Source organism: Streptomyces sp. NPDC048479 (assembly GCF_040651435.1).
Taxonomy (GTDB): Bacteria; Actinomycetota; Actinomycetes; order Streptomycetales; family Streptomycetaceae; genus Streptomyces.
Genome location: NZ_JBEZKA010000007.1, coordinates 157324 through 172807, shown reverse-complemented (window position 1 = coordinate 172807; position 15484 = coordinate 157324). Strand labels below are relative to the sequence as shown.

12 protein-coding genes and 2 tRNA genes are annotated in these 15484 nt (G+C 71.2%); 12 read left to right on the top strand and 2 right to left on the bottom strand.

What is annotated here, in order from left to right; all coding sequences use genetic code 11:
• The first annotated feature begins 11 nt into the window (after positions 1-11).
• From rsfS to AB0D12_RS13845, 6 genes are all read left to right on the top strand, one after another.
• Positions 12-443, top strand: coding sequence for a ribosome silencing factor (gene rsfS, locus AB0D12_RS13870; protein ID WP_362680968.1), 432 nt, complete (start codon positions 12-14; stop codon positions 441-443).
• Entirely contained in the window at positions 440-1102 is a 663-nt protein-coding gene (locus AB0D12_RS13865; protein ID WP_362681297.1) for a histidine phosphatase family protein, read from the top strand. Before rsfS ends, AB0D12_RS13865 begins: the two co-directional genes overlap by 4 nt.
• A 105-nt stretch (positions 1103-1207) precedes the next feature.
• Positions 1208-1280, top strand: a tRNA-Ala gene (locus AB0D12_RS13860).
• 363 nt (positions 1281-1643) lie between these two features.
• Positions 1644-1808 (top strand): hypothetical protein, encoded by a 165-nt coding sequence (locus AB0D12_RS13855; RefSeq protein ID WP_362680965.1) that lies wholly within the window; start codon positions 1644-1646, stop codon positions 1806-1808.
• Positions 1809-1811: 3 nt separating this feature from the next.
• Positions 1812-2045, top strand: a complete 234-nt coding sequence (locus tag AB0D12_RS13850) for a hypothetical protein (RefSeq protein ID WP_147986417.1) — start codon at positions 1812-1814, stop codon at positions 2043-2045.
• A gap of 165 nt (positions 2046-2210) precedes the next feature.
• Positions 2211-2283, top strand: a tRNA-Ala gene (locus tag AB0D12_RS13845).
• Between the two features lie 64 nt (positions 2284-2347).
• On the opposite strand, the gene AB0D12_RS13840 is transcribed toward AB0D12_RS13845, so the two are convergent.
• Positions 2348-3943 (bottom strand): NADH-ubiquinone oxidoreductase-F iron-sulfur binding region domain-containing protein, encoded by a 1596-nt coding sequence (locus tag AB0D12_RS13840; protein WP_362680962.1) that lies wholly within the window; start codon positions 3941-3943, stop codon positions 2348-2350.
• Positions 3940-5373 (bottom strand): hypothetical protein, encoded by a 1434-nt coding sequence (locus tag AB0D12_RS13835; protein ID WP_362680958.1) that lies wholly within the window; start codon positions 5371-5373, stop codon positions 3940-3942. Before AB0D12_RS13835 ends, AB0D12_RS13840 begins: the two co-directional genes overlap by 4 nt.
• Before the next feature lie 561 nt (positions 5374-5934).
• Between AB0D12_RS13835 and leuS the strand changes: the two genes are divergently transcribed.
• The 6 genes from leuS (at position 5935) to AB0D12_RS13805 (ending at position 15462) form a co-directional block, all read left to right on the top strand.
• Positions 5935-8793: a leucine--tRNA ligase gene (leuS, locus tag AB0D12_RS13830; protein ID WP_362680955.1), complete on the top strand. Its 2859-nt coding sequence runs from the start codon at positions 5935-5937 to the stop codon at positions 8791-8793.
• Between the two features lie 118 nt (positions 8794-8911).
• Complete coding sequence (locus AB0D12_RS13825; RefSeq protein ID WP_362680952.1) at positions 8912-9748, top strand: hypothetical protein; 837 nt, start codon at positions 8912-8914, stop codon at positions 9746-9748.
• 78 nt (positions 9749-9826) lie between these two features.
• The gene (locus AB0D12_RS13820; RefSeq protein ID WP_362680949.1) at positions 9827-10672 is read left to right on the top strand and encodes a DegV family protein; all 846 of its coding nucleotides are present in this window, start codon (positions 9827-9829) and stop codon (positions 10670-10672) included.
• 142 nt (positions 10673-10814) lie between these two features.
• Positions 10815-11846 carry a ComEA family DNA-binding protein gene (locus AB0D12_RS13815; RefSeq protein WP_362680946.1) on the top strand — a complete coding sequence of 344 codons (1032 nt, stop codon included), beginning with the start codon at positions 10815-10817 and terminating at the stop codon, positions 11844-11846.
• Between the two features lie 5 nt (positions 11847-11851).
• Positions 11852-14440 (top strand): ComEC/Rec2 family competence protein, encoded by a 2589-nt coding sequence (locus AB0D12_RS13810; RefSeq protein WP_362681294.1) that lies wholly within the window; start codon positions 11852-11854, stop codon positions 14438-14440.
• A 230-nt stretch (positions 14441-14670) separates the two neighbouring features.
• On the top strand, positions 14671-15462 hold the full coding sequence (locus tag AB0D12_RS13805; RefSeq protein WP_362680943.1) for an arylamine N-acetyltransferase: 792 nt from the start codon (positions 14671-14673) through the stop codon (positions 15460-15462).
• The last annotated feature ends 22 nt before the right edge of the window (positions 15463-15484 follow it).

Sequence of the window (15484 nt, the reverse complement as noted above, 5' to 3'; positions counted from 1 at the left end):
AAAGCCTGCTTGTGACCGCCACGGATCGCTCCATCGAGCTCGTCAACGCCGCCGCCCAGGCGGCCGCCGACCGGCTCGCGCACGACATCATTGCGTACGACGTCAGCGATGTGCTGTCGATCACCGACGCCTTCCTGCTCGCTTCCGCGCCCAACGACCGCCAGGTCAAGTCGATCGTCGACGAGATCGAGGAGCGGCTGAACAAGGAGCTCGGCGCCAAGCCGGTGCGCCGTGAGGGCGACCGCGACGCCCGCTGGATCCTGCTCGACTACATCGACATCGTCGTGCACGTCCAGCACAGCGAGGAGCGGGTCTTCTACGCCCTGGAGCGGCTGTGGAAGGACTGCCCCGAGCTTCCTCTCCCCGAGGACGCCCTGAAGACCCGCGGCAAGGCAGAGGAGCACGCGCAGCTCGCCGGCGACCCGGATGGTGAGCTGAGCTGAACGGCAGAGACAGCCGCGAGCGCGCCACGGGACGCCGCGTCGTCCTGTGGCGGCACGGCCAGACCGCCTGGAACCTGGAGCGCCGCTTCCAGGGCACCACGGACATCGCGCTGACCGAGACCGGTGTCGCTCAGGCGCGCCGATCCGCCCGGCTGCTCGCCTCGCTCAGGCCCGATGTGATTCTCGCCTCCGACCTCAAGCGGGCGGCGGCCACGGCCGGCGAGCTGGCCGAGCTCACCGGGCTCGACATCACCTACGAGGCTGCCCTGCGCGAGACCTACGCGGGCGCCTGGCAGGGCCTGACGCACGAGGAGATCGTCGCGCAGTACGGCCAGCAGTACGCCGCCTGGAAGCGCGGCGAGCCCGTGCGCCGCGGCGGCGGTGAGCTCGAGACCGAGGTCGCGGACCGGGCTGCTCCCGTGGTGCTGCACCACGCCGAGAAGCTCCCCGAGGACGGCACGCTCGTCGTGGTCAGCCACGGCGGCACGATCCGCACCACGATCGGCCGGCTGCTGGGCCTGGAGGCCCACCACTGGGAGGGCCTCGGAGGCCTCTCCAACTGCTGCTGGTCGGTGCTCGGCGAGGGCGCGCGTGGCTGGCGGCTCCTTGAGCACAACGCCGGCACGCTGCCGGAACCGGTCCTCGGCGACGACGACTGAACCCGGCCGGGCCCGCCGTTCGGCCCCGCACCCCCGGATTTCGCTTTCCGGCAGGTCGCAGGCTAAAGTTCTTCTTGTTCGCAGCGCGGAGCGCGAAGAACACGCGGGGCTATAGCTCAGTTGGTAGAGCGCCTGCATGGCATGCAGGAGGTCAGGAGTTCAATTCTCCTTAGCTCCACAATCCGGATCCCGTCCTCGTCAGAGGGCGGGATTTCGCGTTTCCCGGCCGGCCTTCCGGCCAGCGGGCGCTCGGCGCCTACTCCGCGGTCCTCGCCACCGGCGCCGCTGCCGGGCAGGCACGCTCCGTTCGGTCAGGTGATCGGCGTCGCCGCATTCGGCACACTCTTCCTGAATCGGCAGACAGTACCCGGGGCGTATGGGTCCGCCGATGCGCTGTGGGTGTGCGCCCCGGCGCTCGCAGCCGCGTCGATCTTGGGCGCGGTGGCTGGTCTCGTACGCAAACGCCGCTGACCCTCTTGCGTGGCCATGGCAGAATCGGACGGCCGGAGGGGACACCGGCGAGGACGGGAGGGAGAGCACAATGTCCGCCAGCAGGAGCGAGAAGGCCGATGACCTGCTTGCCACGGCGGAGGTACGTGCTTCTCTCAGCTGCCCGTCCTGCGGATCGGCCCATGTCGCCCAAGTCCTCGGCGACAATGGCGGGGTTTCCTACGTGTGCACGGCCTGCGGCCACAGCTGGAGCTGAGTGATGGGTGCACACAGGCGGAAATGCGACTGGTGCGGCGGTGGTACGCCGATCGTCAGGGACATGGATCCGGTCAATCCCGAGTACCAGTACTGGTGCGAGGAGTGCGCGCGGGCGCTGATCATAAAGGGCGACCCCATCGAGACCTACCGCGAGCTCGAGGGGGAGCCGATCTACGGCCGTCTCCTCGATGAGCACTGCACGTTGAAGCGGTTCTATTCGTTCGCCACAGCATGAGCGACACGGCCACAGTGACAGTCACGGTCACAGCCATGGTCCCGAAGTGGGACGTTACCGGCCTTGTTCGTGCAGACCCGAAACGATTTGGCGATGGACCGGGGTGACCGTTAATGTTGTCGACGTCGCCAAGGGGAAACTTCCGATCAAGGCGGCACACCGCAAGGGGCTATAGCTCAGTTGGTAGAGCGCCTGCATGGCATGCAGGAGGTCAGGAGTTCAATTCTCCTTAGCTCCACAGAAGCAGTAGACACAAGGAAGCGGGCCATCCGGATCGGATGGCCCGCTTCCTTGTGTGTCCGTCAGCCGCGGCCGCTGCCAAGGGCCTTGCGGTTGCTGCTGGGCAGCGCCGGCCGGCCGGCGGGCGCGGGCGCACGGTCGGCCGGAGACTGCTCGATACGCATCGCCAGCGCGGGGCACCGGCGTACGGCCCGCTGCGCACTCCCCCGCAGATGCGTGGGGACGACCGCGTCGGCCACCGACGGGAAGCCGTCGGGCTTGAGCCGGATCAGCTCGGGGATGATGTCCGCGCAGAGCCCGTGGCCCTGGCAGAGCGTCCAGTCGATGAAGATCTTCTCGCCGCTCGGAATCGACTCCACCGCCTCCTCGTAGCCCGGCTCGGGCAGCGGCAGCACGCCGGTCGTCTCGCGTCCGCAGCCGCCGTGGAGCACATGGGCGGCGAGATCGTCCGTGAAGGCGGACAGGGTCGAGGCAAAGAAGCGCGCCGAGCCGTCGGGGTGCTTGCACGCGCCCCGGCCCTTCACGGCCTGGGTCACCTCGCGCAGCGCCTCCAGGGCGGCCGGGCCGCCGCCGTTCATGACGTCGGACAGGCCGCCGGCCGCCGCGGGCAGGCCGAGCTTGCAGGGACCGCACTGGCCGGCCGTTTCGGCTGCGAGCCAGTTGGCCACCCGTAGCGCCTCGCCCAGCGGGCAGGTCTCGGGGCCGATCGGCAGGATCGCGCCGGCGCCCAGCGCGCCGCCCAGGGAGGCCAGCGATTCACGTGAGACGAGCGCCTCGCTGACGGCCATCGCGTCGATCCAGTTGCCGTGGTAGCCGCCGGTGAGGACGCCCTGGGGGAGCGGCGGGGCGCCCGCCAGCTGCAGCACGTACCGCAGCGGCACGCCCGTGGGGACCTCGACGACCATCGGGCGCGCGACCGCCCCGGAGATCGTCAGCATGACGGTGCCGGGCTCAGTCTCCAGGCCGGTGTGGCTGTAGCGGCGGGCGCCGATACGGGCGCCGATGGCGAGCTGCGCAAACGTCTCCGCATTGGACAGCAGGGTCGGGGCCCCGCCGACGCCGGTGTCGGAGGCGCGCTCACGGCGGCCGGGCGGCAGCGCGGGGCCGCCGTTCACGGCGCGGATGACGGAGGAGGCCTCGCCGGAGACCATGCGCTCGGGGGTGCGTACGACCCGCGCGCGCAGCTGCTGCCCGCGCCGGTCGGAGAGTCCGCGCTCGGCCAGGGCGGCGCGGATGGAGATCTCCGTCGAGTTACGGGTGACCGCGACGACCAGGGTGCGCGCACCGAGCGCTTCGGCGGCGATCAGGGCGCCGTCGAGGATCAGATGGGGCGCGCGGTTGAGCAGCACGGTGTCCTTGCGGCAGGCGGGCTCGCCCTCACTGCCGTTGACCACGACGACGGGCCGCACCCCGCGTCGGATGGCGGACTTGGCTACGGCGCGCAGCTTCTGCCCGAAGGGGAAGCCCGCGCCGCCGCGGCCGCGCAGGGATATGTCGTCGGCGAGCTGGGCGAGCCGCTCGCCGGTCATCGGTTCAAGAGGGCCGTGCACCTTGAGATGCATGGGGAGGTCGAGTCGCTCGACAAGATCGAACCCCTGCGTCAGCTGGGGAAGGCCGACGACGCGGACCTCGGGGACATCAGGAAGGGGGGTGTTCACGGTCGGTCTCCTGCGGGCGCGTGCCAGGGTTCCCCGGCCGGGGGCGGGAAGAGAGGCCCGGGCATCTGCGCCGTCTCGTCGTACGCATCGGCGGTGCCGGGTTGGTACGGGGACGAAGGTGCTTCGTACGGTGTTGAGGGGTCGTAGGCGGATGAGGGGTCGTACGCGAAGGGGGCCGCGTACGGAGCGGTGGGTGTGTCGTACGACGCGGGGGGTGCGTCGTACGAGGGCGGCGGCTCGTAGGCCGGCTGAGCGGGGGGCTCGTATGCGGGCGGCACCGGCGGCGCGGACGGGACGGCCTGCGCGGGCGGCGGCGGTGACGGTGTGGGCCAGGCGCCGGGCGGGGGACCCGACTCCGAGACGACAGGGATCTCGTCCGTCATCAGGATGCGTTCTGCCAGCGGGGCCGTCTGGTCGCCGGCGAGGGACACCGCCCGGTACGCGGCGGAAATGCCGGGGCCGGGGCCGACGCCACTGCTGCCGAGGGGATCCGTCTCCGGGGGCGGCGGGGCCTCGTAGAGCTGCGGCGAGGGGGCGGAGAGCCGTGGGGGCTGCGCACGCGACTGGCCGAGCGGGGTCTCGCGCTGGAACTCCGCCTCGTAGGCGCGCTGCGAGGGAATGCCGTTCATACGGTTGAGGCCCGCCGGTGCGGTCACTCCGCTTGCGCCGGGGAGCGGGGAGACGCCGAGATCGCGCTGTGCCCTCTCGTCCGCCCGCGACCTGTCGTCGTCCGAGCCGGTCAGCGAAAGAACTTTGTTGGCGATGCGTCGCTGTACAGGCCGTGGCAGCGTCCGTACCGCGACGGCTGCTGCGACGCCGGCGAGTGCCAGGCAGTACATCGTGACCACCCAGGTCGCGGCGGGACGGCCGGTGTACAGCCCGTGCACGAGGGCGAAGCTCCAGGCCGGGTAGGCCAGCATGTGCAGCGGCCGCCAGCGGCCCGCCACCCGGACGTTGGCCGCGAGGGCGCTGCGCAGCGCCCCTGTCGTCGCTGCGACGATCATGAGGAAGCCGGCCAGCGAGCCGAAGCCGATCAGGGCGGACGTACCGGTGACGCCGAGTCCGAACGGGATCAGCGCGCCGATCAATTCCACGTGTCCAAGCGAGACCTTGACGGTCACGTGGAGCAGGAGGAAGCCGAGCGAGGCCACCGCGGTGCTCCGGTGGACGGCCTGGGCAACAAGGCGGTGCCGGGTGGAAAGCAGCAGCCTGTCGGTGGCGATCAGACCCCACGCCACGGACGAGGTCAGGCACAACAGGGACAAAACCCCGGTGGTGAAGTCGAGCGCGGCACGAAAGCTGTCACTCCCGCCGACGGCGAGCAAGGGTATGAGTACCAATGCCGCTGCGGTCAGGCCACCTTGGGCCTGGCGGCTGAGCCCGGCGCTCGGTGCGGGGGACGAACGGCTCTTGCGATTGCGAGGGTTCATGGGGCGACTCCGAATGGTGCGGGAAATACGGTCCCGTTGACGCATGCTAAGTCGACCCATACCGAGTGGTTCGTGGTTTGAGCGTTTAGAGAGCGGAACCACAGACAACTGACTCTGAGGTTGCCCCGGATAGGGGGGATACGCCGAGTAACTTGTGTGCCTCGCGACGCGAACCGATGCGCCTCGCGGTGTGCGCCGGGGTTCGACGCGGGGCGTGCGCCGGGGGCGTGAAGAGGTGCAATGGGTGACGGAGCGGTCGCCGAGGGTCGCCCGGGAGTCGGATCGGCAGCTCGGGTGGGCGGGGTCGCGTGTGGCCGCCGGGTGGCGCCGGTCCTTGCCGCTCGCCCTCCACCGACCGCCGAAGCGGAGTCGTGCGGGCGGTTCGGTCGCTGCGGTACTCTGCTGCTATGCGTGCCGTACGCCTTCTGCTTAGCGAGCCGCGCTGATCAGTCCCGACGGATGAAAGATCCGGTTGGAATCGGCGCGGCGTCCCCTCCTGTGCGAGGGGCTTTTTCGTTTTCGAATCCGCTGGCAGAGACGATCGATGGAGCTTTAAGGATCATGAGCGAGACGAATTCCGCTGCCGCCGCAGAGGTGGCAGCAGCGCACCGCTACACGGCTGCCATGGCCGCCGACATCGAGGCACGCTGGCAGGACGTCTGGGACGCCAAGGGCACGTACGAAGCGCCGAACCCGAGCGGTGAACTGGCCGGGGACGCCGCCCTGGCGGCCAAGCCCAAGAAGTTCGTCATGGACATGTTCCCCTACCCCTCGGGCGCCGGCCTGCACGTCGGGCACCCGCTGGGCTACATCGCCACTGACGTCTTCGCCCGCCATCAGCGCATGACCGGCCACAACGTCCTGCACACGCTGGGCTTCGACGCCTTCGGCCTGCCGGCCGAGCAGTACGCCGTGCAGACCGGCACGCATCCGCGGGTGTCCACCGAAGCCAACATCGAGAACATGAAGGTCCAGCTGCGCCGGCTGGGCCTGGGTCACGACAAGCGCCGGTCGTTCGCGACGATCGACCCGGACTACTACAAGTGGACCCAGTGGATCTTCGTCCAGATCTTCAACTCCTGGTACGACGAGGACGCACAGAAGGCCCGCCCGATCGACGAGCTGGTCGCCCAGTTCGAGAGCGGTGAGCGTCCGACGCCCGGCACGCGCGCGTGGAGCGAGCTGAGCGCCGCCGAGCGCGCCGATGTGCTGAGCGGCTACCGGCTGGCGTATGCCTCCGACGCGCCCGTCAACTGGTGCCCGGGCCTGGGCACCGTACTGGCGAATGAGGAGGTCACCTCGGAGGGTCGCTCCGAGCGTGGCAACTTCCCCGTCTTCAAGGCGAAGCTGCGCCAGTGGAACATGCGCATCACCGCCTACGCGGACCGGCTGCTGGACGATCTGGACGCGCTGGACTGGCCCGAGGCCATCAAGCTGCAGCAACGCAACTGGATCGGGCGCAGCGAGGGCGCGCGCGTCGACTTCCAGGTCGGCGGCCAGGACGGCGCGAAGGTCACGGTCTTCACCACCCGCCCCGACACGCTGTTCGGCTCCACCTACATGGTGCTGGCCCCCGAACACGGGCTGATCGACTCCATCGTCCCGGCCGAGTGGCCGCAGGGCGCCAAGGAGGCCTGGACCGGCGGTGCCGCCACTCCGGCCGAGGCTGTTGCCGCGTACCGCAAGCAGGCCCAGACGAAGAGTGACGTCGAGCGGCAGACCGAACACAAGGACAAGACCGGCGTCTTCACCGGTGCCTACGCCCTGAACCCGGTCACCGGCGCACAGATCCCGGTCTTCGTCGCCGACTACGTCCTGATGGGCTACGGCACCGGCGCCATCATGGCCGTCCCCGGACAGGACGAGCGTGACTGGGAGTTCGCCGAGGCCTTCGAACTGCCCATCATCCGTACCGTCCAGCCGCCGGACGGCTGGGAGGGCGAGGCCTTCACCGGACAGGGCCCGGCGATCAACTCCGCCAACGACGAGATCTCGCTGGACGGCCTGGGCGTCGCCGAGGCCAAGGCCAAGATCACCGAATGGCTGACCGAGCGCGGCATCGGCGAGGGCACGGTCAACTTCCGGCTGCGGGACTGGCTGTTCAGCCGGCAGCGCTACTGGGGCGAGCCCTTCCCGATCGTCTACGACGAGGACGGCATCGCGCACGCGCTGCCCGAATCGATGCTGCCGCTGGAGCTGCCGGAGGTCGACGACTACTCCCCTCGTACGTTCGACCCGGACGACGCGGACACTCAGCCCGAGACTCCGCTGTCGCGCAACGAGGACTGGGTCAATGTGGAGCTGGACCTCGGCGACGGCGTCAAGCGCTACCGCCGGGAGACCAACACCATGCCCAACTGGGCGGGTTCGTGCTGGTACGAGCTGCGCTACCTGGACCCGCACAACAGCGAGAAGCTGGTCGACCCGGCGATCGAGCAGTACTGGATGGGGCCGCGCGAGGGCCAGCCGCACGGCGGCGTCGATCTGTACGTCGGCGGCGCCGAGCACGCTGTACTGCACCTGCTGTACGCGCGGTTCTGGTCGAAGGTGCTGTTCGACCTGGGGCACGTCTCCTCGGTCGAGCCGTTCCACAAGCTGTACAACCAGGGCATGATCCAGGCGTACGTCTACCGGGACAGCCGCGGCTTCCCGGTGTCGGCCGCCGACGTCGAGGAGCGGGACGGAAAGTTCTACTTCGAGGGCGAGAGCGTCAAGCGCGAGCTGGGCAAGATGGGCAAGTCCCTGAAGAACGCCGTCACTCCGGACGAGATCTGCGCCGAGTACGGCGCGGATACGCTGCGTCTGTACGAGATGGCCATGGGCCCCCTGGATGTTTCGCGGCCGTGGGACACCCGCGCCGTCGTCGGCCAGTACCGCCTGCTGCAGCGGCTGTGGCGCAATGTCGTCGACGAGGCGACCGGTGAGGTCACGGTCGTCGACACCGAGCCCGACGAGGCGACGCTGCGTGCGCTGCACAAGGCGATCGACGGCGCCGGACAGGACCTGGCGGCCCTGCGCTTCAACACCGCCATCGCCAAGATCACCGAGCTGAACAACTATCTGACGAAGGTGGGCGGCCCGCTGGCGCGGAGCGTGGCGGAGCGGCTGGTGCTGCTGATCGCCCCGCTGGCCCCGCACATCGCCGAGGAACTGTGGCACAAGCTGGGGCACACCGACTCGGTCGTGCACCAGGCCTTCCCGGTCGCCGACCCGGCGTATGTCGTGGACGAGTCAGTGACATGCGTTGTGCAGATCAAGGGCAAGGTGAAGGCGCGGCTGGACGTCTCCCCGTCCATTTCGGACGAGGAGCTGGAGGCGCTGGCGCTGAATGATGCCGCAGTGGTCGCGGCGCTGGGCAGCGCGGGCATCCGCAAGGTGATCGTGCGGGCGCCGAAGCTGGTCAACATCGTGCCCGCCTAGGGTCCGGCCAGTCTCACAGGGGTTTCCCCTACGGGCAGGTTGGGGGTTCCGATGGAACCCCCGGCCTGCCCGTTCCGTTTACCGTGGAAGGACAACATCCGACGCCGGAGGGGCGCTCATGGAAGCCGCGATACTGATTCTGGCGCTGCTTTTCGTCGCCTTTGTGGCGTTGGGGGTGTACGTGAGCGTGAAGGTGGTCGGCGCGGCCAAGCGGCGTGTGGAGCGCACGGTCGCGCAGGCGCGCCGCACCGTCGAGGAGACCACGCTGCGGGCGAAGAGCTATGGGCAGGGCGGCGCTGCCGGCGAGCTGGCGCAGCTGCGGCTGTCGCTGCGTACGTCGATGAGGGCGACGCAGGACGCGCTGCACGCGGGTGTGGCGGAGGACGCCTCGCTCTCCGAGTCGCTGGACCTGTTCCGGCGGCTGAGTGCGCACGGTCATGAGCTCGACGACGAACTCAAGCGGCTGGAGCGCGAGCCGGACCGGGCGACCGTGGTCTCAATGCTGCCCGGGCTGCGCGAGCGTACGGAGCGGATCACGCGCTCTGCCGAGTCGCTGCGCTGGGCGGCGCGGGACCGGGCACGGAAGTTCGCGGACGACGATCTGGATGCGCTGAGCATGCAGATCGATGTGGAGGCGGGGGCGCTGCGGCACTGGTCGGGTGAGGGTGTGCCGGGCGCCGAGATGCCGGATGTGCCGGACGCCGCGGAGCCGGGGTCCTGGCCGGAGGCGGGGCGGACCGCCGGGGCCGGAGCGGACGCAGCGGGCCATGGTGTCGCGTCCGAGCAGACCTGGCCGGAGTCGGTGGCCAGGACCCGGGCCGAGTCGGGGGCCGGGTCCGAGGCCGGGCCCGGGCACACTGTGGCCGAACAGCCGCAGGCGATCACAGCGCGCGATCCCCGGCAGCAGACCGCCTATCCCTGGCAGAAGAAGGCCCGTCCGGAGACCACGAACTGATCCATCGGCCGGGGCGACGCGGCCATTGGCAAGGGGCCGGGCTGCCGTACGGCGGCCCCGACGGGTAACCTCCCGCTCATGTCCCGCCATGTCGCTATCGTCACCGATTCAACGGCCTACCTGCCGCCGCCGACGATGGAGCGGCACGGCATCATCGCAGTGCCGCTGACCGTCGTACTCGGTGATCAGGCGCTCGAGGAGGGCACCGAGATCTCGGCACGCTCGCTGGCGCTGGCATTGCAGAAGCGACGGCCTGTGACCACATCCAGGCCGAGCCCCGAGGTGTTCGCCGAGGCGTACCGGCGGTGCGCGGAGGCCGGTGCGACGGGGATCGTATCGCTGCATCTGTCGGCGGAGTTCTCGGGGACGTACGACGCCGCTGTGCTGGCCGCCAAGGACGCTCCGGTGCCGGTGCGGGTGGTGGACACCGGGATGGTCGCGATGGCCCTGGGATTCTGCGCGCTCGCGGCCGCTGAGGCGGCGGAGGCGAGCGGCACGCTGGACGAGGCGGTGGCCGCCGCGGAGAAGCGGGCCGCGGGCACGTCCGCGTACTTCTACGTCGACACACTGGACTACTTGCGCCGCGGCGGCCGTATCGGGGCCGCGCAGGCGCTGCTGGGCTCGGCGCTCGCGGTGAAGCCGCTGCTGCAGCTGGACGGCGGCCGGATCGAGCTGCTGGAGAAAGTGCGCACGGCTTCGAAGGCGATCGCCCGGCTGGAGGAGATTGTCGCCGACCGGGCGGGTACGAGCCAGGTGGACATTGCGGTGCACCATCTGGCCGCGCCGGAGCGGGCCGCCGCGCTCGCGGAGCGGCTGCGTGACCGGCTGCCCGGCCTGGTCGATCTGCACGTCAGCGAGGTGGGTGCGGTGATCGGGGCGCACACGGGGCCGGGGCTGTTGGGGGCCGTGGTCTCGCCCCGCTGAGGCGGTTTGAGGGGCGCTGCTGCGCGCTGATGGGCGCCGCTGTCGCCTCTGCGGGTGAGCGAGTTATCCACAACGGGTGGGCTGTCCACGGAAATTGGGCCTGCTCAGCGGGCTCGGACGGATATGCCTACCGTCCTGTGGCATGGCTCTCCGATCAGGCTCCGCAACCAGTGGCCCGGGCCGCGCCCCGGCCTCGGACAGCCGCGCCTGTCACGGCCGCGGCTCAGCACCAAGCCGCGGCTCAGGACCCGGCCGCGGTCCGGATCGCGGCCCGAGCCGCGGCTTACGCCACCCGGGCCGACGGCGCGGCAGAAGCTTGTCCGCCGCTTCGACCACAGCCCTGCGCCGCCGCGCGGATGCCCTGTTCGAGGGTGCGCCGCGCGGTGCGGGCACTGGGCTCGACGCGGCTGTCGCGCGCTCGCGTGTGGATGTCGACACCGGGGCAAGGGCAGGCGCTGGGGCAGCCACCGGTACGGGGGCGGACACCCGGCGGTGGGCGGGGCTTGCGCTGCGGGAGCGGTTGCCGTTGTGGGTGCAGCTCAGGTGCGGGCTCGAACCCAGGGCTCTCGCCGCACTGTCCGTCGTCCTCGTGGTCGCCGCGGTCTTCGCGGCCCAGCACTTCTGGGCGGCCCGACCGCAGACCGTACGCGCTCCGGAGCTGGTCCAGCAGAGTGCGGCCTCTCCGGAGCCGCGGCCTTCGCCGGGGCCATCGCCGTCCGACACCGGGCCCGGCGGGCGGATCGTCGTCGATGTGAGCGGCAAGGTGCGTCGGCCGGGGGTGCACCAACTGCCCGCCGGATCCCGGGTCACCGACGCGCTGCGAGCGGCAGGAGGCGTCAGGGCCGGCACGGACCTGTCCGGACTCAACCGGGCACGGGTCCTCATGGACGGTGAGCAGGTGGTGGTGGGCGGGCCTGCACCGCCAGGACCGCCTGCGACCGGATTGGGCACGGGCCCTCGCACGGGTGGCGCGCAGGCCGCGGGGCCGGTGAGCCTCAACACGGCGACCGTGGAGCAGCTCGACACCCTGCCCGGGGTCGGTCCCGTACTGGCGCAGCACATCGTCGACTACCGCACCCGGCACGGGGGGTTCCGGTCCGTCGACGAACTCCGCGAGGTCAATGGGATCGGCGACCGCCGGTTCGCGGATCTCCAGACCCTGCTACGGCTATGACGGACATGACGCGCCCGGTGGTTCATGCCGCGTCGGGTCATCGGCTTGGGGCGTCCGATCCGCGGCAGGAGGGTCCGGCCGATCTGCGCCTGGTGCCGCCGGCCCTGGCGGCCTGGGTCGCGGCGGCCCTCGCGGTGGGGGCGCCGGGTTGGTGGACGGCGGTGGGTGTGACGGCCTGCCTCGTCGTGGCGGCCGTGCTGCTGGCTCCGGCGGTGGTGCGTGCCGTAGGCGCGGTCATGAGGGTCCGTGGGCGTGGGCTCAACGCCACTGCCGTGGCGGCGTTGTTGCTGTGCGCCGCGGCAGGAGCGGCCTCGGCCGGGCTGCACGGCGCGGATCTGCGCAGGGGGCCGCTTCCCGCCCTGGCGGATCAGTACGCTTATGTCACCGTCGAGTTGACGGTCACCTCCGATCCGCGAACGACTCGGCCCCGGATCCGCGGTGACCATATGGCGGCCACATCGATCGTGCTGGACGGTGAGGCGACCAGGGTCACGGCTCCGGGCGGCGCGGTCACGGCGATCCGGACGCCTGTCCTGGTGATTGTGCCGTCGCGGAAGCCGGGTGATTCGGGCGATTCCGGCGGGTCCGTTTCGTCCCCGGGGCCCGGCGCGCAGTGGCAGCGGCTGCTGCCTTCCACCCGACTGCGGCTGGCAGGCCGGCTCGCGCCCCCACTGAACGCGGACGACCGTTTCGCCGCCGTACTGAGGGCGCAGGGCGGCGGGCCGCCGCGGATCACCGGCCCGCCGACCGCGCTCCAGCGCACGGCCGGAGGCCTCCGGGCGGGACTGCGTGAGGCGACAGACGGGCTCGACCCCGACGCCCGCGCCCTGCTGCCCGGGCTCGTGGTCGGCGACACCTCCCGGATCGCGCCCGACCTGCACGACGCCTTCGAGGCGACCGACCTCACGCACTTGCTCGCCGTGTCGGGAAGCAACCTGACTATCGTGCTCGTCCTGCTGATCGGGCCGCCGGGCACCGCCCTGCTGGCCGAACGGCGCGGCCTCGCGCCCAGGTTGGGCATCACGCTGCGCGGGACCGCGCTGATCGGCGGGGCGCTCACACTCGCCTTCGTGGTCGTGTGCCGTCCGGAGCCAAGCGTGCTGCGGGCGGCCGGGTGCGGGCTCATCACACTGCTCGCCATTGCCACCGGGCGCCGCCGATCGCTCATTCCCGCGCTGGCCGCCGCTGTACTGCTGCTCGTCCTGTACGACCCATGGCTGGCGCGCAGTTACGGCTTTCTGCTCTCCGTGCTGGCCACCGGTGCCCTGCTCACCATCGGCCCCGGCCTGAGCGCGGCGCTGCAACGGCGACGGGTGCCGCCGCGGCTCGCCGAAACGCTGGCCGCCGCTGCCGCGGCCCAGGCCGTGTGCGCTCCTGTGGTGGCGATCTTCGCCGCCAGGGTCAGTCTGGTGGCCATCCCCTGCAATCTCGTCGCCGAGCTGGCGGTCGCCCCGGCCACGGTCCTCGGCTTTGCGGCGCTCGCAGTGACGCCGCTGGCCATACCGGTCGCCGAGGTGCTCGCCCGCTGCGCGGGATGGCCCGCCGGTTGGATCGCCTCCGTCGCCCGTACCGGCGCGGCGCTGCCCGGGGCGCAGGCGGGCTGGCCGGGCGGCTGGCGCGGCGGTCTGCTGCTCGCCACGGTCACGGCCCTGCTCGTGCTGGTGGCGCGCCGACTGCCGCGCCATCCCTGGGCAGCAGTCGGTTGCGCGCTGCTGCTCCTTCTCGCCGTGCTGCGCCCGGCCCCGCTCACCAGGGTCGTCACCGGCTGGCCGCCGCCCGGCTGGACGTTCGTGATGTGCGATGTCGGGCAAGGGGATGCCACCGTGCTCGCGGCGGGCGAGGGCGCGGCCGTGGTCGTGGACGCGGGGCCCGACCCGGAGCTCGCCGACCGCTGTCTGAGGGACCTGGGCATCACCAGGATTCCGCTGATCCTGCTGACGCATTTCCATGCCGACCATGTCCGAGGGCTGCCCGGGCTGCTGAGAGGGAGGGCCGTCGGCGCGGTCCAGACGACGACGTTCGACGAGCCGCGGGAGCAGAGCGCGTTCGTACGGAGAACGGCGGCCGCCGCCGGGGTACCCGTCATCCGCGCGGGACCCGAGGAGCGGCGCCGGGTCGGGCGGCTCGCCTGGCAGGTGCTGTGGCCCAGGGCAGCCCCCGGCCCCGGTCCGACCCGCGCCTCCTCGCTCGTTCCCGACGGCCCCAATGACGCCAGCGTCACACTGCTGGTGCGAATCGTCGGCGGCCCGACCCTTCTGCTCCTCGGCGACCTCGAACCCCCTGCCCAGCGAGGGCTGTTGTCGACCCACCCGGCACTCCCGCCAGTCGACGTCCTCAAAGTCGCCCATCACGGCTCCGCCCACCAACACCCCGGCCTGCTACGGAATGTGCGCCCGCGACTGGCGCTGATCTCCTGCGGCCGGAACAACTTCTACGGTCACCCGTCGCCCCGTACCGTCGACGCGCTCCGGACCGGGGGAGCGGTGGTGCTGCGCACGGACACTGACGGGGCGATCGCGGTCACCGGAGGCGGCGCGGACCTGCGGGCCGTGCCGAGGGGCCAGGGCAGCGGGCCGGACCCGCCGCCCTTCTGAGCGGGTGGCTGTGCAAAGTGCGTACCTCGTCCCGCCTGCGCTGCTCCCGCCTGCGCCGCTCCCGGCCGCACGTCGGCTCCAGGCCGCCGCGTCGGGCGGCCGCCGCCGCTCCCGCTCCTCATCGGTCGTGGACCGCACGCCAGCGGCGTATCCGCCCCAGGCGCCTCGGCCTACAGGCCTAGGACCTGCGGTCCATGGCGCGCGGTCCGACGTCGCGCCAGACTCATTTCATGGACGCCAATCTCCTGGATGCCTATCTCCGCCGAATCGGGGCCACCCGCCCGGAGCGCGCCGACGCCGCCGCTCTGCGCGATCTGCAGCTGCGGCACCTGCGGACAGTCCCGTTCGAGAATCTCTCCATCCATCTCGGCGAGGACATCGTGCTCGAGGAGAAGGCGCTCCTCGCCAAGATCGTGGATGCCCGACGGGGCGGCTTCTGCTACGAACTCAACGGCGCATTCGCCGTGTTGCTGCGGGAGCTGGGTTTCAAGGTCACCCTCCTCCAGGCACGTGCTTTCGGTGACGAAGGGCGGCTCGGCATCCCGTACGACCATCTCGCCCTGCGCGTCGAGACAGCGGACTCCTCCGGCCCCTGGCTGGCCGATGTCGGGTTCGGCGACCACACCCAGCACCCCCTCGCGCTCGACGAGCGGGGCGATCAGCGGGACCCGGCCGGTACGTTCCGGATCGCTGAGGCCACGGAGTACGGCGATCTCGACGTCTACCGCGACGGCAAACCGCAGTTCCGCCTCGATACGCGGCCCCGCGTCCTGGCCGACTTCGAGGCGGGGTCCTGGTGGCACCGCACCTCGCCCGCCTCGCACTTCCCCCGGTCCCTCGTCTGCTCCCGGCTCACCGCCAAGGGCCGGATCACGCTCAGCGGCCGCAAACTGGTCACCACCGAGCACGGTGAGCGCCATGAGCAGCCGCTGGCCGACGATGCCGCGGTCCTGGCGGCCTACCGCGACCACTTCGGGCTGGTACTCGACCGGTTGCCGTCCGCCCCGAGCCGGCCGAGCTGACGGGCTGAACGGCTGACGCGCT

What these genes read in the sequence shown, in the direction of transcription:
- AB0D12_RS13825 (WP_362680952.1), top strand. Translation starts at nt 8,912, where the DNA reads ATGGAAGCCGCGATACTGATTCTGGCGCTGCTTTTCGTCGCCTTTGTG.
- AB0D12_RS13850 (WP_147986417.1), top strand. Translation starts at nt 1,812, where the DNA reads ATGGGTGCACACAGGCGGAAATGCGACTGGTGCGGCGGTGGTACGCCG.
- AB0D12_RS13805 (WP_362680943.1), top strand. Translation starts at nt 14,671, where the DNA reads ATGGACGCCAATCTCCTGGATGCCTATCTCCGCCGAATCGGGGCCACC.
- AB0D12_RS13810 (WP_362681294.1), top strand. Translation starts at nt 11,852, where the DNA reads ATGACGCGCCCGGTGGTTCATGCCGCGTCGGGTCATCGGCTTGGGGCG.
- AB0D12_RS13835 (WP_362680958.1), bottom strand. Translation starts at nt 5,373, where the DNA reads ATGAACCCTCGCAATCGCAAGAGCCGTTCGTCCCCCGCACCGAGCGCC.
- AB0D12_RS13815 (WP_362680946.1), top strand. Translation starts at nt 10,815, where the DNA reads ATGGCTCTCCGATCAGGCTCCGCAACCAGTGGCCCGGGCCGCGCCCCG.
- leuS (WP_362680955.1), top strand. Translation starts at nt 5,935, where the DNA reads ATGAGCGAGACGAATTCCGCTGCCGCCGCAGAGGTGGCAGCAGCGCAC.
- AB0D12_RS13855 (WP_362680965.1), top strand. Translation starts at nt 1,644, where the DNA reads ATGTCCGCCAGCAGGAGCGAGAAGGCCGATGACCTGCTTGCCACGGCG.
- AB0D12_RS13820 (WP_362680949.1), top strand. Translation starts at nt 9,827, where the DNA reads ATGTCCCGCCATGTCGCTATCGTCACCGATTCAACGGCCTACCTGCCG.